A 20646-nucleotide genomic window follows, 5' to 3' on the forward strand; every position below is an offset into this window, starting at 1 on the left:
GAATTTAGCCCAACCGCAAAAACGCTACCGACAATCATTGTCTGTTGAGCGTCGGTTGTCTTATAGGTAACAAATGCTACCTTCTCAGTCTAACCATTTAGACATAAAATTGTACAGCGCCGCTTAATCGGGGGGCGAGCGCCAACAACCCAAGCATCTACAAATACTGATTTGCAAATAAACCTAGTTTTCGATCTGTTTGCAGTGGTGCACTCTACCAGCTCAGCTAATGGTAATAAATTGTGGTCGTTCCACTGCCCTTAGCAACTGTACAAATCGTGAAACTGAACCATGCAAAAATTTACAAATTGCCCAGTTTGCAGCTCCCAAAAAATCAGCTTCCAGTACACAGCCGGGACAGCCCGCCAACCAAAAGAGGCTCCTAAATGGTCAGTTTACGGATGCGAAGATTGTGGCTTAGTATTCGTAAATCCCCGCCCGACATGGGATGAACTGAGCGATTATTACCCCGAGGGCTGGCAGTGCTACAATACTTACGTACCAGAGGAAGAAGACGTAGTAAAACAAGCTAAAAAACTCAATGAATACCGACACATTCCTATCCCTGTAGGCAAGCGGCTGTTAGACGTAGGATGCGGGGGAGGTTCCATTATCCAAGTCTTCAAAAAACTCGGAGTTGAGGTAGCAGGAATTGAGCCTAGCTCCTCAGCAGCAGCAGCAGCCCGCGAATGCGGTGTCGATGTTTTCACCGGCACTGTAGAAGAATACGTTGCAGAAAAAGGTACTGACGAAAAGTTTGATGTCATACTCTGTTCACACGTTTTGGGAGCAACGCCTTTTCCCGTTGAAACACTCGACTGCATGAGGCAGTTGCTGGCTCCAAACGGTTACATTTGGGTGGCTGTACCGAACGCTGATAGCGAATACGCGCGCAAGCTGGGCTGGCGCTGGCACAGCACCGATTATCCCTACAATCTGATCGGTTACACTCCAAAAACTTTGGCTCTAGCCGGGGAAAAGGCTGGTTTGGCAATTCAGCGAAATTACACATACTCTTTGCCGGATGCCCTTCGTTACTCTATCTGTTTGTGGCAGCGCTATCGGTGGTTTGTACCGCACAAAGTTACCCGCTTCTTCCTTTCGGAAGAACGTGTTGAGTGCATGGCGAAGGAATTGGACTCGCGCGGCGAAGGTGAGGCAATTTTAATGGAATTCTGTCACCCTCAAAGCCTGGATTAAGACGTTTTTACCAAAAGTATTTGATTTGAGATTTGAGATTTGAGATTGAGTGCACGTCGGCGGCTCAGAATCTCAAATCTTTTTTTTTCGCGCATCTCTTAAAACTTCACACTTGCCATTTGGCAGTTGTGCTGTCTTTGGTGTTGGCTATACTGTCCAAGATCGAACTCTGGACTTAGGAATGAGAATTAAATAACTTCCACTCTTGAAAGTGGGATGGGCTCTTATAGCCCGTCATGAGTGGACGGGCGGGACGCCCATCCCACAATAACAATTAAAATTGTAAGTTATTTAATTCGCGATCCTTATATCAAATCCGACGAAAACCTCTTGTTATCGTGCAACCCAAGCCGAGAAAGGTTTGTGTGTGTGTAGCGCGATTGTTTCAACCAGGGAGGTGTGTACGGTTGGTATGATGAATCACTGTTTCAGATTGCGATTCGGCTTACAACCAACAGCAGCATCCATAGCAAGATCCCAAAAAAACTGTGTCTAAACCCAAGCATATAGTTTTAACATCCCATCCCGACAGATCCGGCACAAAACCTCATCCCATTTACTGGGGAGAAATCGATCCCCTGAAACGGGGGCCTGTTATTGGTAGCCTTACCAAATCGTCTCACCGGAATGCGATCGGCACTCATTCGGGTTCCTACTCTGTTTATCGCGCGCTAGCAGTTGCTTCCGGCGCACTCCAAGCCGATCACCGCCCCGATTTTACCAACACCTCTCCGGCGGCACACATCGGGCCGCATCCGAGTTGGGGCGATCGCAATTTGATTGTTTCTCTCGATCCCTTTGGGGGTTTGGTTAGCGAAGTTTATACTTCATTTCTCCAGCAGGGATACGATATTCGACCGACAATTGCTGTCACTAAAGCTCACATTAATATGCCGGAATTGCAAGATGCCATCGCTAAGGGGCGAGTGCAAATTGATGGCAAAATAGTCAAAGCAGGTGGCAATTTAGCAGTAACTAAAATTGCGATCGATCCGGTGTGGTATTTGCCGGGAATTGCGAGGCGAATCGGCGCCCAAGAAAGCGTTCTCCGCCGTGTCCTGTTCGAGCAAACAGGCGGAATGTTCTCGGATTTAGTGACGCGGCCAGATTTACACGTTTTCTTGCCACCAATTGGCGGAACTACGGTTTATATTATTGGCGATGTCGGGAATATTTCTGACACCGATAAGCAGTTGGCGGTACGGGTACACGATGAATGCAACGGTTCAGATGTCTTCAGTTCGGATATCTGCACTTGTCGCCCTTATTTGGTACACGGGATGGAAATTTGCATCCAAACTGCACAATCCGGCGGTTCTGGGGTAATAGTTTACTTCCGCAAGGAAGGGAGAGCTTTGGGGGAAGTGACTAAGTTTTTGGTGTACAATGCCAGAAAACGGCAGGAAGGCGGCGATCGAGCTGATGCCTATTTTACGCGCACTGAATGTGTTGCGGGAGTTCAAGATATGCGGTTTCAAGAACTAATGCCAGACGTGCTGCACTGGTTGGGGATCTCTCGCATTGACAGTTTAGTTTCTATGAGCGATATGAAATACAATGCGATTATCAATTCTGGCATTCAGGTGGTCGATCGCATCCCCATTCCTGAAGATTGGATTCCTGCAGACGCACAAGTCGAAATCGTCGCCAAAAAAGCCGCCGGCTACTACACGCCTGACCCTGTGCCAGATGCTACAATTCTTGCAGAAGCGATCGGACGCGATTTAGGAGATTGAGAGGGCTAAGACGCGATCGGACGCGAACTATCGCGTCTTGGCCACATAAAATTATTGCTGGTTTTTGATCAGTCAGGGTAGGTTATGGCTAATTTGCGTTCTAGTGTGATCGTAAAAACAGATATTTGTGGATATACCGCCAGAGTCAAAAAATTATCTCAGTCGGACTTAAGTAGTTTGTTAAACGAGCATAAAACTTTTGTTTCAGATATTAGCGCCAGAAATGAAGGCAGCGTGATTAAAGGGGAAGGTGATTCATTTTGGATAATTTTTCCCAGCGTCACAGCAGCGGCGGTAGCAGCCATAGAAATGCAGCAAGAATTGAGAGCGCAACAATCTAGCAAGGCGAACGACGAACGATTGGCTATTCGCGTGTCGATTACATTAGGAGATGTCTTGCATCAAGATAAAGATATCTTTGGCGATACGGTGAATTTAACAGCGCGCATAGAATCAGTAACTCCGCCGGATGAAATATATTTGTCCCAAGCAGCATGGCTAGCGCTCAACAAAGCAGAAGTGCAAACGTCTTTTGTCAACGAGTTTTCTTTGAAAGGGATGAGCGAACCTGAAAAAGTTTACAAAGTTGACCAAAGTTACAAAACGCGAATTATCAAGAATCAAGCAATAATTAAAGCAGATTTGAGAGGTTTTATAGCCTATCAAGAATCTAATTCGATCAAAGATGTGGAATATTTGCTCACCAACTTTGATACTTTTGAAAAAACAATTTGCGAAGAATACGGCGGCACAATTCGGAGTATTGTTGGCGATTCGCATTTGTTGACTTTCCCGGAAGCTCACTCAGCCTTAGCGGCAATGGAAAGTCTGTGCGAGAATTGGAAACTTTTTATTGACGCCAATCAAATACCTTGCGGCTTGTCGGTGGGAGTTGCTAAGGGAAATTTATATATATTTAGGTCTTGCACTTACGGAAAAGATATTCACATAGCCGACAGGCTGGAAGATTTAAGTAAAATAGTATGTCCGGGTAGAGAAAGAAATTCGGTCATAGTTTCCGATCAAATAAAACGCGAAGTCAGCGGGTCTAAGTGGGAATATAAGCTGATCAAAATCGATAAAAATGCGATTTTAGATAATCTTTTAGATTACAGTCAGTTTGACTTTTTTCAAGAAAATGATGTTTACCGCTGTTTGGTAGTATGAACTTGGGCAATAGTGAACTTGAGACTGTAGAATATCTGAGAACGCCGGCTGCTATTCGTCAAAAGTGCGATCGGCTTTTTGATTTAGCCAGCCAGGACAAACTTCGCTACTTCCGCGTCGATTTATCCCAACTCGACAAAGCAGCAAATTATGTAATTGACACAACGCGCCAACAGTATCCTGATTTTAACATTCCCTTTCACAGTCGCTGGCGACATTTTGAAGCCGGCAACTTGTCGCGAATCGCCGAATTGGATGCAGCAATAGCCGAATTTGCACTCATAGAGCAAGCTAAGATCAAATTTGATTTAGCCATTGTCAGCGTTTTGCTTGATGCCGGTGCTGGTGCAGATTGGCAGTATTGCGAATCCGAAACCGGACAGGTTTACCGCCGTTCTGAAGGGTTAGCAATAGCCAGCTTGCGGATGTTTTGTCAAGGTGTTTTTTCCAGCAATCCCGATTTTCCTTGGCAAGCTGATTTTCGCGGACTTTCTCAATTAAAACTAGAAGCCTTAGCTGCTGGATTTCAGGTAAGTCGAGACAATCCGCTAGTTGGTTTAACAGGCAGATTAGAATTATTGCAGCGTTTGGGGAAGGCGATTTGCCAGCATCCATTATTATTTGGTAGCGAAAACCCGCGTCCCGGCAATTTGGCAAAATACTTGCTCGACAGTCGGGTTTCGGGAGACAAAACTGTGAATGCTACTGAAGTATTGAGCGCTGTTTTGACAGGTTTTGGGGAAATTTGGCCGGGAAGATATGCAATTGGTGGCGTTAATTTAGGCGATGTTTGGCGGCATCCGGCTTTAACAGGAGAAAATCTGGGAGATGAATTGGTGCCGTTTCACAAACTCTCGCAGTGGTTGACTTATTCGCTGTTGGAACCGCTGCAAGAAGTTGGTTTAGAAGTCGCGGGATTGGATGAGTTAACGGGATTGCCGGAGTACCGCAACGGCGGTTTGTGTTTGGATATCGGGCTGCTGCAGCCCAAAGATTCGGCTATTTTTGCACAGAGTTACTTGCCTGGTTCGGAAGTTATAGTAGAGTGGCGATCGCTGACTGTGAATCTTTTAGATAAAATTGCCGCTGCTATTCGAGAAAAGCTGCATTTGAGTGCGGAAGAATTGCCGCTGGTGAAGATTTTGCAAGGAGGAACTTGGGCGGCGGGGCGGAAAATTGCGGGCGAATTGAGGCCTGGTGGAGTGCCGCCAATTCAGATTGAAAGTGACGGGACTGTGTTTTAGAGGGAAGAAGGAAGTTCGGCAACGGATTCGCTCGACGGATATAACGGATGTCAGGAAGAAGGAAAAGGGAAGTTCGGCAACGGATTCGCTCGACGGATGTAACGGATGTAACTCACATCTTGCACCATTCTCAAGAACGGGCTCTTCGGCCCGTTCCACAAAGAGTAGATTTTCTTGTGGAACAGGCCGAAAAGCCTGTTGCTGACAATGGTGCAAGATATCAGATGTAACGGATGTCAAGAAGAGGGAAGAAGCAAGAGGGAAGAAGAAAGAGGGAAGAAGCAAGAAGGAAGAGGGAAATTTATTCCCTCTTCCAACTTAAAATTAAAAATTCCAAATTCAAACCTGAAAACTATACCTCACACTACACTCCCAACAAGCTGCTTAGCGGCAAGTGCGATATTTGACGCGATAAACTAAACCGCGATGAGCCAAATCGAAGGAGTCAACGGTGGCCATGCCGGCACCGCGGGCTGTCATTGCAGCATTTACTCTCATATTTACACTATCACCACAGCGAGACCAAACATTCGCTATAGTGGCTAAGCTATCTCGAACATTGTAGTTAGTTTGGCCCCTGAGATTCCGATTTAAAACTGGCTTAGGATCGCGAATTAAATAACTTACAATTTTAATTGTTATTGTGGGATGGGCGTCCCGCCCGTCCCACAATCTTGTGGAAGTTATTTAATTTTCATTCCTTAGTGTCGCTCTGGGGGGATGAAAGGTAATTGTCGGAGCAATTTTATTCGCGCGGTATTCGTGTTTTCAATAGGGTTTGATATAAGTAGTCCAGGACGCAGGGGCCGCAGAAATCGGTTTTTTTTTGCGTCAAGAATGCCTCGATGGCTGATAAGTTATAATAAAGCCAATTAATTATTCAAAAAAATGAGTGCTAAAGTTACTGTCATTGACCATCCTTTGATACAGCACAAGTTAACTCTGATGCGGCAAACTCAAACGAGTACGGCGAAATTTCGCCAATTGCTCAAAGAGATTGGAATGCTGCTAGCCTATGAAGTGACGCGAGATTTGCCGCTAAAATACGAACAAATAGAAACGCCGATCGCGAAAATGAATGCACCGGTGCTGGCTGCTGAAAAGAAAATTGTGATTATTTCGATTATGCGTGCTGGTCAGGGACTGTTAGATAGTATTTTAGAGCTGATTCCGTCTGCGAGGGTAGGACATATTGGTTTGTACCGCGATCCGACAACTCGGATGGTGATTGAATATTATTTCAAAGTTCCCCAGGATATCGAACAGCGAGATGTTTTAATTGTCGATCCGATGCTGGCTACTGGTAATTCAGCAGTGGCGGCAGTGGATAGGCTGAAAGAAGTTCATCCGAAGTCTATTAAATTTTTGTGCTTGCTGGCGGCACCGGAGGGAGTGGGGCACTTTCACGAACAACACCCTGACGTGCAGATTTATACGGCTGCTGTTGACGAGTGTTTGGACGAGCATGGCTATATTGTACCCGGACTGGGAGATGCGGGCGATCGACTTTACGGGACTATGTGAATTCAATAAAATTATTTTCTGCTGTATATGTCAATACATTCATTTAAAAATAACTTTACTAACATAAGCAGTGGTTTGATAGTGCGATATAATGTAAGTTGTAAAATTTTAATGTCAAGAAAAGCCTATATATAACATGGCTTGTAGGGTTTTATTACATTAAATTCGTAAATTGCATGATCTAGATGTATTTACTGCATTTTATGGTTAAATTCTATGCCTTTAGTGTAATTTCTTGCCAGAATTAGTTATTAAAATAGATGTATGATGCTAAGCGTTTGCGAGCGACTACTAACATTTTTTGACGAGGGAAAAAACAATGGAGACTACAGCACAGAAGGAAGCCCCAACTCAGCCTGTTGAGGAAGTGAAAATTCAGAATATCAACAGTTTGGAGTTTGAGCTTTGGGCTAAAGCAGTGAAACGGCAGATGATTGCAGCACTCTCTAAAAAGGGCGCGATTTGACATCTGTGGGTTTTTTGTGCACAGGTTGTGTTAATTAATTAAATTAACAAAATTTTTGTCTGCATTGTTGTCCGAGTTGCGGGAGAGGCAAGAGAAAGAATTTTCCTTTTTCCGAGTTTTGGACGTACAGGTGGAAGGAAGCCGGGTTTTTTTACGAAAATACTTCTGTTGCGATCGGCAGAAATGGTAAAAAAACCCGGTTTCTTTGTGTCATATCATGTCCGATCGAGTGACCGCGATTAAAAGGGCGGGTTTTTGAGATTGTCATTTATTGGCAGATATTTTTCGTGAGGGGATCCCCTACCGTATTATGGGTAATCGACCGGACATACAGCACTTTCCAGGTAAGTGAAGTACAGAGAAACCGGGTTTCTTGAATAAAACCGGTTTCTGGCGAGAAATCCAGAAGAAACCCGGTTTCTGGGGTGTACTTTATAAACCTGGAATCCGCTGTAATATCAAGAGTGTCTCCGGGACTGTTCTATCTGCCGAAGGCTTTCTGCCAGATTACGATCGCTTGTCAACCGCCGCCAGCAAGCGCAGACTTCCGTCTTGAATCTGCACTGCTTTCACCGTTCCCACAGCAACTCTTTGTTGACCGTTAGCCATCGCTACCTCAATCTTAATCTTGGGGTCAGCCTGTAATCCTAGCCGCCCCCAGAGCCACTTGACTTGAGTAGCAGGAAAAGAACTCACTTGTACATCAGAAAATGGTGAATTAACCCAGCGGCTACCGTCGTAAAAACTTGCTACCTGCACCTGATACCAAACTTGTTCTCCTGCCAATTTTAACTCATTGTTCGGTTCTGGTTCCAGCCACTCAGCGGGATTGACACTGTTAATTAAAGTAGCAGAACCCATAATTTGACTTTTGTGGTCTTCTAAACTTTCCGCCTGAGAAACTGCTTCCTGAAGTTTGTTGACCAAATTCCGAATTCGAGTTCTTGTTTCGCTGTCAGTATCTGATTGCTGGTCGAGCCAATTCATCGCTTCGCGAGTGCCGTCTTGAGAAGCTACAATCAGGGCGCCCCAAGCCTTGACATCGGCGTCAGCGGCATTCACTCTCAAGGCGGCGTCGATGCGGTTCCAGATCCGCCCGCTGTCATTTTTGAGGGTTGTGGCTATTTCGTGAGAGTTGCTCGGATCGGCTTCAAATACTTGCAAAGCTTCAGTCCAGCGGCCGTCGATTAATTCTGCGAGAACTTGTTGACCGGGACTGGCCCAAGATGCGATCGCCTGAGCCCGAGTGATTTTAGCGTGAAATTCGATCGTTTCTAGCTGAGCTTGCGCGACTGCGGGCCAATTTTTGCCGGCTTTCCCCTTCGCCACACGCATGACATTTAATGCTGGAGACCACAGGCCGCTTTTCGCCAGTCGCAGCCCATTTTTGTAAGTCTCGTCATTGAAGGCAATTTCTTCTAAAGAAATCGCCGTTAACTGAACTGGGTTGGGCAAAAATTTGCGCGGGCCAATTTGATAAAGGGTAAATTGCGGCTCTAAACCAACTGTTTGGTCGATCGCCAACTGCGGGTTTTCGCCCTTAACAATTTGCTGCCAATTCGGCGGTTGTCCAGCCGCACTCGCCCACTCCAACAGCGGCATTAAATGATTTTGGCTGGGGTTGTAGCGAACGACTTGTCCGTAGGGAATTTTCTTGTCGCCCTGCTTTAGTTGACCGCTGACATTAAACCAAATGCCCGATGCGGGGGGCTTGCCATCAAAGCGGCGCAGTTCTGTTAGGGGTAGCGACTGATTGGAGGCTTGATTGTTAGATGTAGAGTCAGCTAAAGAAGCAATGACAAAAGATTCTGCAGGGCCTTCTACATTCACAGAACTTGCTAGTTGGAAATACTGCTCTTTATCGGAACTGCGATCGGGAAATTGCACTCGCTTGTACACCCGAAGTTCGACAATTTGACGACAAGGATTTTTGCAAACAGTAGAAGCCTTAACAGTTCTTTCTACCATCACCGGTAATAGCAAATCGGCAATAGAATTATCGCGGGATTGATCGACGGGAAGCGGCAGGGCTTCTCCGGTTACGAATCCCAATTTGCGGATGCTGGCTTTGATTTGATCGAGAGTTTGGATCGAATCTCTGCTACCTGTAGGCAGGCGCGACCATTCCGGCACAAATTGAGAGATCAACTTGTTGCCATTGGGATCGACAATTAGCTGATAACTCAGCCAAGCGCCGCCTCCCATTAAAGCTGCACAGCCACCCAAGATGCTGAGGGCTGTCAAATTAGCTATCAGTCTTTTCCAGGGATATCTGGCGCGAGTTCGGGGAGTAGGTATTGGAAGCGGGGACTCTTGAAGATTTTTGGGGCGTCGGGTTTGGCGACGGCGTCTTGTCGGGGGAGGAGCAACTTTGGGATTTTCTGGGGGTTTGGCTCGATTTTTTGAGGGGTTAATTTTGTGTTCCATCATGCCATTTTAGAATTTAGATTTTAGAATTTAGAGTTTAAAATTGCAATAGCCGATCGTACTGCCGACCTATGATATCCCAAGTGTATTGGCTGTCAACGAGCGATCGCGCGTTGACAGAGAGCTCCTGTCTTAGCTGCTGATTTTCAAACAAACTGGCGATCGCCTCAACATACTCCTGAACATTGTTCGCCCGCAAGGCCCTTATCAGTTGTGGGCCGCCATCGACGGCTAAACCCTCCAAACCTCGATCGCTAGCAACCACGGGAGTTCCCGCAGCCATCGCCTCCAAAGTTTTATTTTTAATCCCAAAACCTATCCGCATCGGCACCACACAAACAGCAGCTTGATGCAAATATTCTGCCACCCTTTGCACCCGACCTACTACTTGAATTCCGGGAAGTTCTCCCAAGGCGAGCACTTCCGGGACTGGCGAAGCCCCGACTAGGGTGAGGGTAGCATCCCGATAGCGCTGCTGCAAAGGCGGCAGTATTTGCAAACTGAGAAACCGCGCCGCGTCAATATTGGGCAAATTGTTCATTGCGCCTGCAAAAATTAAGGTGTGTCCTCCCGGATCGATCGACCGGTACGGAAATTGAGTTAAATCCACGCCGTTAGGAATTACATCTATGGGAGGTACAAAAAAATCTTGTTTTCCTGGCACTCGAACCGGAGGCAACAGTAATTCGAGGAGTTGCTCTCTGTCTGTGGATGTTGTCGCCACAATGCGGGAGAATTTGGAACAGTAGCGTTTTTCGTAGCGGGCGAGTAGGGGTAAATTTAGTCGATCCCGCAGGGGTTTTTCCGAGGTGCCGGTTGCTAACATTTCCCTGCAAGTTCCCCAAACGGAACTGTGAATGTTTGCCACTGTCAGCACTTTTTGTCGCCATTCTGGACGCACGTAAATCTCGTTAACGCTGTGCTCGCAGGTGACAACATCGCATTTGCCTGCTGTTACTAATTCGTCTGCCCAATTCTGCATTGCTTGGGAGTAGCTTGAGAGGACGTTCGGAGGTGTCCCGGACAACAAAAATCGACCGAATCTGTGGAATTTTCCTATTATTTCAGAGAAACCCCCCTCAGTCCCCCCCTTGTTAAGGGGGGGAGGCAAGAAGCCCTCCTCAAGCCCCTGGTTAAGGGCAGGAAATAACCCCCCCTCAGTCCCCCCCTTAACAAGGGGGGGAGGTAAGAATCCTTCCTCAGTCTCCTGGTGGAGTCTTAGCCCCCCCTTAGCAAGGGGGGGTTGGGGGGGTAATCGCGGGTTGGGAAAAACTGCTAATTCTGTGACTTGCTGGCGCAATGCGTCGATTTGTGCGTCGGTGACATCGGGCGATCGTACAGTGCCGAGAATTACCTCATGTCGCTGGCTCAAGTATTGTAATAAATTAAACGTCCTTACCTGAGTTCCTCCGCGGCTGGGCGGATAGGGAAAAGTTGAGGAAAGCATTAAAATCTTCATGGGATGTGGGATAAATAAATTTGCCGCTTGCGCGATAAAATTGATTGATAAAACGTTTTTTTTTTACAATCTTCGCACCTATGGACGAATTATCTCTTAAGGCGCTGCTGGAAGACTTGAAAAAGTCCGACGAAAGTGTTCGCGATCGGGCAACTACTGAACTCTGGCACACTTGGTTTAACCAGAAAGGTGACTATGGGATGCAAATTCTCAGGCGAGCGCAAGTTTCGCTGGATGCAGGCGATGTTCACCACGCTTTGGATTTGCTGACGAAATTGATTGCGGAAGCGCCGGATTTTGCGGAAGCTTGGAACCGACGCGCCGTACTTCACTATACTCAAGGAAATTATAAAAAGTCGATCGACGACTGCGAAATTGTCCTCAAACTGAACCCGGTGCATTTTGGGGCGTTGCACGGTCTGGGTTTGTGCTACGCTGCCTTGGGAGAATACCTAAATGCTATTCAAGCTTTTCGTCGCGCTTTGGAAATTCAACCGTTTGCTTTGGTGAATCAAAAGTTAATTCTCGAATGTACGGCTCGTTTGAGTTAAAGTTAATTTTCCTGGACCCAAAAGTGTTAATACCAAATTGTAAGCTGCTACGCATTTAAATTGAATCCAGATCCGGGTTCTGGGGCCAGTTCCACAATAATAATTGTATAAAAAATGACTGTCAAATTAGATGTACAACAGCTTAGTCACTTTTTAGCAATCTAAAATCTAAAATCTAAAATCTAAAATTGTCTAAGTTAGTGCCTAAAATTAGCGTTTGCATTCCTACTTACAATCGAGTGCATCTGCTGGCTTGTGCGATCGCCAGCGTGCTAGATCAAACTTATACAGATTTTGAATTAATTATCTGTGATGATGGTTCTACTGACAGCACTCCTTTGTTGATGTCGGAATTTGTCGTAGCTTGCGGGGCGGGACGCCATCGCCCGATTCGCTACATTCGCCACCCGCAGAATATCGGCAAGAGTAATAATATGCGATCGGGCTTTGCTGCTGCAAGGGGCAAATATTTTATCAAGTTTGACGATGACGATCGCCTCAGCCCGCAATTTCTAGAGCGGACATCTGCTATTTTAGATAAAGACCCCAGCATCGATTTTGTCAGTACAGATCACTGGGTGATCGACATTAACAATTATATAGATGAAAACCAGACGAAACTCAATTCGCAGCGGTGGGGGCGCACCGAGTTGTCGGCTGGAATTATTGAGGATTTGCTATCTGCTGTTTTTCTCAGACAAAGTTTGCAAATAGGGGCGACTTTGTTTCGGCGCCGCGCCCTGGAAGAAGTGGGATTTCTGCGGCCGAATTTGCAAAATTGCGAAGATAACGATTTGTTTGTAAGACTTGCGATTGCTGGCAAAAAGTGCTATTACTTGCCGGAGCTGTTGATGGAGTATCGAGTTCATGCAGGACAGCAAGGAGTCGATCGGGCAATTCCGTATTTAAGCGATAAATTGCGCTATTTGACCGGCTACGAATTTGATTCCGAGAAGTTGGAAACAGTCAGGCTCAAAAGGATTGCAGAAACTCAATTAGCGCTGGGTTTGCGGCTGATTGAGGTGGGTGAAACTGCAAAAGGACGCCGGATGGTGCGGGAGGGAAAGTCTGTTTCTGCGGCGAAAATGTGGGCAGGTTTGGGATTGTCGCTGCTGCCGGTCGAGTTGCGTCCAAAAGCGTTTGAGTTTGTGCGAGAGTTGATTAAATAAGGCATGAGAATTAAATAACTTAGAATGCGTGATGGTTCTTGTGGGATGGGATCTTATAGCCCGTCCAGAAACGGCGGGCGGGACGCCCATCCCACTTTCAAGAGTGTAAATTATTTAATTCGCGATCGTAACCATCAATAAGAGTTATTAATTATCAGCAGGATATAAGATATTAATTTATTAGAGTAGGGGGTTTTGTTTGGCATTGAGATTTGCTCAGATTTGGCTCGATAGAAAACTTTTCGGGGAGCCTTGAGAGAGTAGGCTAAAAATAAAAATTCGATCAGACACGTTTTAGATTAAATTAAGAAATTAAGAAATACTGAAAATTAAGTATTTACGACTTTGACATCGATCGGGGACGAGTACAGACCTTTCCTTGGGTCTGCCCTGCTTGTGCTATCTGTCAGGCGATTAGGGAAAACTTTTGCCCTGAGAGTGGGTGAAGGGATCAAAGTCAGCATTGTTAAATTCTGTCTATTTTATTAATGCACCACTCATGTCAATAACTAATCGGATTAGTTTCAATAATCTCCAGGGCGACATCTTCGGCGGTGTCACGGCTGCCATTGTCTCGCTGCCCCTGGCCCTCGCCTTCGGGGTCGCTTCGGGAATCGGGCCGATCGGGGGACTGTACGGTGCCATTTGTGTTGGCTTCTTTGCGGCGCTGTTTGGCGGCACCCCAACACTGATTTCGGAACCCACAGGGCCGATGACTGTGGTGATGACTGCGATCGTCGCATCCCTCACCGCCAGCAATCCCGAACAAGGGCTAGCAATGGCGTTTACCGTTGTGATGCTGGCGGGGTTGTTTCAAATCATCTTTGGTATTTTCAAGCTAGGGAAATACGTCACCCTGATGCCATACAGCGTGATTTCGGGCTTTATGTCGGGAATTGGCGTGATTTTGATAATTCTGCAAATTGCACCGTTTCTGGGTCAAGCCCCTCCCAAAGGAGGTGTTTTGGGCACTTTTATGGCAATTCCGCAGTTGCTGGCAAACGTAAATCCGCCGGAAGCAATTCTCGGTATCTTGACGGTGGCAATTATTTTCCTGATGCCCAAAAAGCTGAAGAAAATCGTACCCCCGCAATTGATAGCGCTGATTGTCGGCACGGTAATTTCCCTGACTGTGTTTCAGGGCGCGGATATTCGCCGGATTGGAGAAATTCCGGTGGGACTGCCTCCCTTGCAATTGCCGACTTTTTCCGCCGGTCAACTCACGGTGATGTTTGTGAATGCGGTGATGCTGGGGATGCTGGGCTGTATCGATACCTTGCTGACGGCGGTGGTGGCGGACAGTCTGACGCGGACTGAGCACAAGTCCGATAAGGAGTTGATCGGTCAAGGAATTGGCAATATCATGTCGGGGATCTGCGGTGGCTTACCGGGGGCCGGGGCAACGATGGGAACTGTGGTCAATATCCAAACAGGCGCGACTTCGGCGTTGTCGGGTTTAACTCGGGCGTTGGTGCTGCTGGTGGTGGTTTTGGGCGCGGCGAAGTTAACTGAACCGATTCCGATGGCGGTGTTGGCGGGGATTGCGCTGAAGGTGGGGATTGATATTCTTGACTGGAGTTTCCTGAAACGATCGCACAAAGTATCTGTTAAGGGTTCCCTGATCATGTACGGGGTGCTGTTTTTGACTGTGTTTGTGGATCTGATTGTGGCGGTGGGTGTGGGCGTCTTTATTGCCAATATCCTGACTATCGAACGGTTGAGTAGTTTGCAGTCTGCGGGAGTGAAGCTGATTTCCGATACGGATGATGATGTGGTCCTCAGTCAGGAGGAGAAGCAACTCTTGGATCGGGGTAGGGGGCGCGTGTTGCTGTTCTGCTTGAGCGGCCCGATGATTTTTGGGTTGTCGAAGGCGATTTCCCGCGAACACAATGCTATGAAGGATGCGGATGCTTTGGTGATGGATCTGACTGCTGTGCCCATGCTGGGGGTGACGGCTTCGCTGGCGATCGAAAATGCGATTCGCGATGCCTGCGATAAGGGTTTGCAGGTTTACATCGTCGGTGCCAGCGAGAAAATTCAGCAGCGCTTGCAGAAGTTGGGATTGTTGGATCTGATTGCGCCAGAGCATGTCATGAGCGATCGTACCGCAGCCTTGCGACAAGCCGTCGCTGTGGTTGACAACAAAGGCATCCCCTTGGGAGCGCCTGTGTAACAAGGCGCGAATTCGCCAAAATAGTAGTGGTTTAGCAGGAGTGCCCGTTTTTCCTGCTATTTCTATGGCTCGATCGATCGTTTCACCTTCCTATTTCCACTAAAGTTATAAACATTGCCCGCTCTAAGTTTTTCCTAAATATCGTGTCTATATTTTCCGAAATTCCCACTGTATGGCTGCAAATTTCCCTCGTGGGTATCTGGCTGGGTTTGATTTTACTGGTCGCTGAGGGGTTAAATCGCTTTACTTCTGTCAATCCTGAAGTATCGCGGAAGGTGGTTCACATCGGTACTGGAAATGTGATTTTGCTGGCTTGGTGGCTGGAAATACCCGGTTGGGTGGGGATTTCGGCGGGAGTTTTAGCAGGTGCGATCGCCCTAATTTCTTACCAAGTTCCGATTTTGCCCAGTCTTAACAGTATCAACCGGAAGAGTTGGGGGACTTTTTTCTATGCTGTTAGTATCAGCGTTCTCGTAGCTTGGTTTTGGCCGCTGCAACATCAGGAATACGCTGCTTTGGGCATTTTAGTGATGACTTGGGGCGACGGATTGGCTGCTGTCATCGGCCAGAAATACGGCAAACATATTTATCGAGTTGGGGGAATACAAAAGAGTTGGGAAGGTTCTGCAACTATGTATTTGGTGAGTTTTGCTATTAGTAGTTTGATTTTGCTGGCGGTTCAAGGCAATATTTGGCAAACTTGGGCTGTGTCTGCTGTTGTAGCTTTGGCTGCTGCTACTTTGGAGTCGGTTTCCAAGCTGGGAATTGACAATCTGACTGTGCCGATCGGCAGTGGGGCGATCGCCTTTTTCCTAAATCAATTTTTGATAATTGGTAATGTGTAATCTGAACTTCCCCCCACGGGGGGGCGTTGCTGGATACAGGTATGAATTCAAGATTTCGCAATTGCTATAAGCCAAGTATGGTTAGTTTTGTAACATCAAGCTAAAAGTTGATTCATACCTGTATCCAGCAACGCCCAAATTCTTATTAAGATGTCACTGCACATTGAGTTAAGATGTTAACGTACCGCCTAACAACCCTGGTGCAGCGGACTGACCCAATTATTTTGTGGTATTGCAAAGGTTATTATCAGCCGCTGACCAGGAACGTTAGACCGCAAAAGGAGATAACGGTGAAGAACAAGCTTTCGAGCCTCATAGTTGCAGGCATCACAATGACTGCTTTGTTTGCCCAGGTAGAGCAAGCGAATAGTCAGGCATTGCGTCCAACATTTTTTGAATCTACTTCTATTCAGGGGTCTGGTCGAGCAAAAGCTGGGAATTTAACTTTTTCGGTTAACCTTAACGTTCTTGGAGACTCATCTGGAACTGGTTCTGGCACAGCTCAATATAGGGGAGAACAAGATGGTCTTCAGATGGGTATTCAAGCCCAGTGCGTAAAGAGCTTTCTTCTGGGGAGTAACAGAACACCGATCGTTACTATTGCAGGGCCTATTGTTAGCGGGTCTTCACAAGTAACTGGGAAAGGAAGATGGGTATTTATTGCAATCAGAGATTCAAGTCCTGACAGCATTCGTTTTTTAGATACTTCAAAAGAACAAGCTTTGCAACTTTGTAATCAGCCAACAGACAGCTTCCCTGCTGCCTTTATTTCTGGCGGAATTTCTATCTCGCATTAATTACTATCGCTGATTGCAGAGAATTTGTGGGAACATCATTTCTGTGCAATCAGCCTTCTTGTTCTCATGCCATCAAACGACTCTGAACTGCAAGCTCAAGCTCGGAGAAGCCTTGACGCGATCGCCTTTACTTCTTTTGAACAATGCGAACTCTTGAGCCGTGAATTTAACAATATTTGCTGGATACAGGTATGAATTCAAGATTCCGCAATTGCTATAAGCCCGCTTGAGGGTGAGTTTTGTAAATTCCGATCAAAGGTGATTCATACCGTGAATCAGCAACCCCAATTATCAATTGTCTAAGTCCCGTTAAAGCAGCCGACGTGCTTGTAAAATTTGTTGTTGCCATTGCTCGAAAACGGGGATTTTTGAGCGATCGTCTGTTGGAAACATCGCCCTTATTTGCTCGATTAGCTCGATCGCCAGCGGTACGCCAAGCTGCAATTGTTCCAAGACATCCCGCTGAGCAAAAACGGTTTCCGGTGTTCCTTCTAAAATCAATTTTCCTCGATCCATTACAAACACCCAATCAGCCCAGCGGTAGATGAAATCGAGGTCGTGACTTGCTAAAAGGATAGTGGTTCCGGCGCTGTGAATTTGTTGAAGTAAACCGATCAGTTGTCGGGTGTGACGCGGATCGAGATAGGCGGTAGGTTCATCTAACAGCAGCAGTTTGGGCTTGAGAATCATGATATCGGCGATGGAAACCCGCTTTTTCTGGCCCAAACTGAGATTGTGAATTGGTTCGCGGGCGAGTTCGCTTAGATCGAATTGCTCGATCGCCTGCTGCACCTGTTGAGCAATTTCGGATTCTCTCAAGCCTAAATTGTACAATCCATAGGAAATATCTTCTTCTACCGTCGAAGCTACTAATTGATGTTCGGGATTTTGAAAGACGAGTCCGATTTGTTGGCGCAGTTGCATCAAAGATTTGCGATCGTAGCGCAAGGGTTCACCGTGCCAGCGAATCATTCCCTGTTGCGGTTGATATAAGCCATTTGCTAACAGAAAAAATGTGGTTTTGCCACAGCCATTTTGACCGATCAGCCCGCACCGTTTCCCAGCGGGAACTTTGAGATTTAAACCCTGAATTGCCACTCGCGAACCGCAGGGATAGGAGTAGGAAGTGCGATCGAATTCGAGAATCCATTCAGACATATTTGTTATTTTTTATTTTTTGTTATTTGTTATTTTTTATAGCCTTCCAGGCTCTGCCTGGGAATACATACCCGGAGGCTATGCCTCCAATTACCAATTACCAATTACCGATTTCAATTGTATAGCAATCCTTGCAGGAGTCGTAAACTTTTTACCCCACCCCAACCCTCCCCTTATCAAGGGGAGAGAGTAAGAAATTCACAAATGATTTATAATTGCTAAATTTGTGTCAGTCTCGATCAGATTTTGCCAACTGCCAAAGTTGCATTTCATAACAGAGATGTTGCTCAAAAAGTTGACTTGCCTCCAATCCTTCAACCACCAGCTTCTTGAACCAGCGACGAAATATCCAGCGCAGGAATTTGTGGACGGGGGGAACTGTAATCGCAATCAAATCTGCAACATAAATCATTGTATTTAGTCCATATCGGCGGAAAGTATCGACATACAAATCGATTGTTGGCAAAATATGGGCGGAAATATCCTCAGTTTTTACTAAAGTGAATCCAGCTTGCTTTAATGCTGCATGAAGTTCCGTAACAACATGACAATTAGAGAACATTCCCTCTTGATAATTAGCATCAGATCGCAGCATATCAGCCAGCAAAACGTAACCGCCGGGATTGAGGATTTTGGCGGCACCGTTAGCAATATCAACAGCCGACATATACTGGCTACTTTCGCTAAAGAGAATAAGATCGTAGAAATGGGTTGCTTTGAAGTCTTCAAACCTCGTGAGGTGGAAGATTGCCCGATCGCGCGTACACTTAAGAAAGCGCTGTTGTTGGAAAGGATCGGGTGCGACCCCTTCGACTGCAAAACCTCGATCGAGCAAATAAGCCGCATTTCCGCCAATCCCGCAGCCCACATCGAGTATCGTATGAGTGCCTTTGGGGATTGCATCTAACAGTTTTACAGTATAAGCTTGCTGAGCGACGCGCAATCGTGCGATCGTGAGTTCGTCAGCGGGCACAGGTAGGGTTTCCCAATAGCCGTAGTGAAGGTAGGGCGAATCTGTCAAGCCCAAATAGTAATTAAGCGCTGCATTTTGGTAGCGAGTTACTTTAGAAATTTCGATAGATTTTGGCTGCGACATTGGGAAAATTTAGTAAGTTTTAGGATTTAGGGCTGAGTTGAAATTCTTCCCAGCGCTTGCATACCTGTTCATAGCACTCAACCGGAGAAATTGCCAACTTTTGCAACAAATTGATATCAATGTGACCGTGGGCGATCGACAAAAATATAATTGCTTCCTTGGGTTCGTAGCTATCAATGATTTGGAGCAGATTTGAAACAGTATTTTGCTCGATTTCTAGTTGTTGCAAATAAACGGTTGCCTCCAAGTCGGAAATAAATTCCAGATCGTACTTGATAGTATCTACGCTCCAATTCACATAGCCGTTAATGGGAGTATTGATTTTGCAAGCAACCAAGCCTCGTCCTTGATGCAAAAAGCCATTCCAAGCGGTATGTCCGATCGACAAAATATTCTGATGAATAAACAAGTTTTGCCAGTAGCCAAAACTACCCTGCCAAACACTATCTTCGATTCGCATTTTTTTAGTTTCCCGCTGCCTAAAATTTCGTTATTGTCGATCGGGAAACGGAGCACAACAGCAGATTATTTGTAAAAATATTGAACTCACCATCATCCATACCTCGCAGATGAAAAACATGATTGTAAACAAATCGGCGGGCATCCTGACTCAGAGATGCAATGCTCTCATTACAGTTGCGGGACAGCGCCGGATTCGCACCGAACTTTCCCCCTTACGTCTGATGTGTGTTTTTCATCAGAGCCGATCGATATACGGGGATATTACCACTATTTGGGATATTTGACAAAAAAAGCCGTGTGCCTATTAACCAAACTCAATATTTTCATACAAATCAGCCAGCGAAATCTCCACAGCAACAGATGTTAAACTCAGCCGATCGCCCATACAGCTATATTCCGAAAAAATCCACTTATTCGCATCAGTTTTAGAATATTGCTCCACCTGTAGCCGATATTGGTCGATTAATAAATACTCCTGAAAACTAGGAATACTGCGATAAGCAGCAAACTTTTCATCGCGATCATAAGCTTTGGTACCTTTAGACAGCACCTCAGCAATTAGCAGCGGATTAGTAATTGTATCCGTCCGTCCAGATTGCATCTCGATCGGGCGCGCTACCACCATCACATCCGGGTAAGTATAATTATTAAGCTGCGGAACCCAAAGCCGCTGATCCGAACTAAAAGTCCGATATGGTTTCCCTTTTAACGCCAGTTTCAGCGCAACAACTAAATTAGTGGTAATTTCATTGTGATCCGGTGTGCCGCCAGCCATCAGAACAATCTCCCCATTGATAAATTCATGCCGATCCAGAGAATTGATTTCTAATTCTAGATATTCCTCAGCGGTGTAGGTTTTGGTTTCAACTTGCGCGATCATACACAACGCTCTCCTTTAATCTACTCATTTCAGTTTATCTTAAAAATCCTTAATTATAGGGATGATTTGTTATCTTTATTTCGATATTATTTGGATACCGCAGCTTCGGCTACGCATTCCCACGAATAGTCTGAGAAAAAGAAAAAGCCTGTAGGGGCGGGTTCGCCAAAAGCTTTCTCATGGTGCAGACAGGTTAAATAAACCCGCCCCCACCCCACAAACTAGCCCTTTATTAATAAAAATGATGCAAAATATGAGTCCGATCGCACTTAGGAAACTTATATTATGTCCG

The 20646-nt window shown here is 46.1% G+C and carries 20 protein-coding genes and 1 riboswitch; of the genes, 13 read left to right on the forward strand and 7 right to left on the reverse strand.

Going from position 1 to position 20646, the window contains the following annotated elements:
- Nucleotides 1-291: 291 nt before the first annotated feature.
- The 5 genes from QT984_RS11150 (at nt 292) to QT984_RS11170 (ending at nt 5577) form a co-directional block, all read left to right on the forward strand.
- On the forward strand, nt 292-1200 hold the full coding sequence (locus QT984_RS11150) for a class I SAM-dependent methyltransferase (protein ID WP_333270018.1): 909 nt from the start codon (nt 292-294) through the stop codon (nt 1198-1200).
- Nucleotides 1201-1688: 488 nt separating this feature from the next.
- Nucleotides 1689-2936, forward strand: a complete 1248-nt coding sequence (locus QT984_RS11155) for a GTP cyclohydrolase II (RefSeq protein WP_333208789.1) — start codon at nt 1689-1691, stop codon at nt 2934-2936.
- Nucleotides 2937-3020: 84 nt separating this feature from the next.
- Nucleotides 3021-4103, forward strand: a complete 1083-nt coding sequence (locus tag QT984_RS11160) for an adenylate/guanylate cyclase domain-containing protein (RefSeq protein ID WP_333055017.1) — start codon at nt 3021-3023, stop codon at nt 4101-4103.
- Entirely contained in the window at nt 4100-5347 is a 1248-nt protein-coding gene (locus QT984_RS11165; RefSeq protein ID WP_333208785.1) for a URC4/urg3 family protein, read from the forward strand. Before QT984_RS11160 ends, QT984_RS11165 begins: the two co-directional genes overlap by 4 nt.
- Nucleotides 5348-5394: 47 nt before the next feature.
- Nucleotides 5395-5577 carry a hypothetical protein gene (locus tag QT984_RS11170; RefSeq protein ID WP_333208783.1) on the forward strand — a complete coding sequence of 61 codons (183 nt, stop codon included), beginning with the start codon at nt 5395-5397 and terminating at the stop codon, nt 5575-5577.
- Nucleotides 5578-5731: 154 nt separating this feature from the next.
- On the opposite strand, the gene QT984_RS11175 is transcribed toward QT984_RS11170, so the two are convergent.
- A complete protein-coding gene (locus QT984_RS11175; RefSeq protein WP_333208781.1) occupies nt 5732-6019 on the reverse strand; it encodes a DUF4360 domain-containing protein in 288 nt (95 codons plus the stop codon).
- A gap of 216 nt (nt 6020-6235) precedes the next feature.
- Here QT984_RS11175 and upp point away from each other — a divergent pair, with 216 nt between their 5' ends.
- On the forward strand, nt 6236-6871 hold the full coding sequence (upp, locus tag QT984_RS11180; protein ID WP_333208779.1) for a uracil phosphoribosyltransferase: 636 nt from the start codon (nt 6236-6238) through the stop codon (nt 6869-6871).
- Nucleotides 6872-7190: 319 nt separating this feature from the next.
- Entirely contained in the window at nt 7191-7337 is a 147-nt protein-coding gene (locus QT984_RS11185) for a hypothetical protein (RefSeq protein ID WP_332946242.1), read from the forward strand.
- 507 nt (nt 7338-7844) lie between these two features.
- Here QT984_RS11185 and QT984_RS11190 read toward each other — a convergent pair.
- Together QT984_RS11190 and QT984_RS11195 are read right to left on the reverse strand one after the other, a co-directional pair.
- Nucleotides 7845-9767, reverse strand: a complete 1923-nt coding sequence (locus QT984_RS11190) for a hypothetical protein (protein ID WP_333208777.1) — start codon at nt 9765-9767, stop codon at nt 7845-7847.
- 34 nt (nt 9768-9801) lie between these two features.
- Nucleotides 9802-11223: a glycosyltransferase family 4 protein gene (locus QT984_RS11195; protein WP_333270024.1), complete on the reverse strand. Its 1422-nt coding sequence runs from the start codon at nt 11221-11223 to the stop codon at nt 9802-9804.
- 80 nt (nt 11224-11303) lie between these two features.
- On the opposite strand from QT984_RS11195, the gene QT984_RS11200 reads away from it, so the two are divergent.
- The 6 genes from QT984_RS11200 (at nt 11304) to QT984_RS11225 (ending at nt 16953) form a co-directional block, all read left to right on the forward strand.
- Nucleotides 11304-11774 carry a tetratricopeptide repeat protein gene (locus tag QT984_RS11200; protein WP_333055010.1) on the forward strand — a complete coding sequence of 157 codons (471 nt, stop codon included), beginning with the start codon at nt 11304-11306 and terminating at the stop codon, nt 11772-11774.
- 200 nt (nt 11775-11974) lie between these two features.
- Nucleotides 11975-12943, forward strand: coding sequence for a glycosyltransferase (locus QT984_RS11205; RefSeq protein WP_333055096.1), 969 nt, complete (start codon nt 11975-11977; stop codon nt 12941-12943).
- A 499-nt stretch (nt 12944-13442) separates the two neighbouring features.
- Nucleotides 13443-15116 carry a bicarbonate transporter BicA gene (gene bicA / locus QT984_RS11210; RefSeq protein WP_333055009.1) on the forward strand — a complete coding sequence of 558 codons (1674 nt, stop codon included), beginning with the start codon at nt 13443-13445 and terminating at the stop codon, nt 15114-15116.
- Between the two features lie 143 nt (nt 15117-15259).
- Nucleotides 15260-15961: a diacylglycerol/polyprenol kinase family protein gene (locus QT984_RS11215; RefSeq protein WP_445242995.1), complete on the forward strand. Its 702-nt coding sequence runs from the start codon at nt 15260-15262 to the stop codon at nt 15959-15961.
- Between the two features lie 332 nt (nt 15962-16293).
- Nucleotides 16294-16758, forward strand: coding sequence for a hypothetical protein (locus tag QT984_RS11220; RefSeq protein WP_333374008.1), 465 nt, complete (start codon nt 16294-16296; stop codon nt 16756-16758).
- Between the two features lie 66 nt (nt 16759-16824).
- A complete protein-coding gene (locus tag QT984_RS11225) occupies nt 16825-16953 on the forward strand; it encodes a hypothetical protein (RefSeq protein ID WP_333374010.1) in 129 nt (42 codons plus the stop codon).
- Nucleotides 16954-17067: 114 nt separating this feature from the next.
- On the opposite strand, the gene QT984_RS11230 is transcribed toward QT984_RS11225, so the two are convergent.
- From QT984_RS11230 to QT984_RS11245, 4 genes are all read right to left on the reverse strand, one after another.
- Nucleotides 17068-17916: an ABC transporter ATP-binding protein gene (locus tag QT984_RS11230; RefSeq protein ID WP_333055008.1), complete on the reverse strand. Its 849-nt coding sequence runs from the start codon at nt 17914-17916 to the stop codon at nt 17068-17070.
- Nucleotides 17917-18145: 229 nt separating this feature from the next.
- On the reverse strand, nt 18146-19012 hold the full coding sequence (locus QT984_RS11235) for a methyltransferase domain-containing protein (protein WP_333055006.1): 867 nt from the start codon (nt 19010-19012) through the stop codon (nt 18146-18148).
- Between the two features lie 19 nt (nt 19013-19031).
- On the reverse strand, nt 19032-19472 hold the full coding sequence (locus tag QT984_RS11240) for a hypothetical protein (RefSeq protein ID WP_333055005.1): 441 nt from the start codon (nt 19470-19472) through the stop codon (nt 19032-19034).
- Between the two features lie 118 nt (nt 19473-19590).
- Nucleotides 19591-19735: riboswitch (cobalamin riboswitch) on the reverse strand.
- Between the two features lie 43 nt (nt 19736-19778).
- Complete coding sequence (locus tag QT984_RS11245; protein ID WP_333055004.1) at nt 19779-20354, reverse strand: Uma2 family endonuclease; 576 nt, start codon at nt 20352-20354, stop codon at nt 19779-19781.
- Between the last annotated feature and the right edge of the window lie 292 nt (nt 20355-20646).

Source organism: Microcoleus sp. Z1_B2, assembly GCF_036700325.1.
Lineage (GTDB): Bacteria > Cyanobacteriota > Cyanobacteriia > Cyanobacteriales > Microcoleaceae > Microcoleus.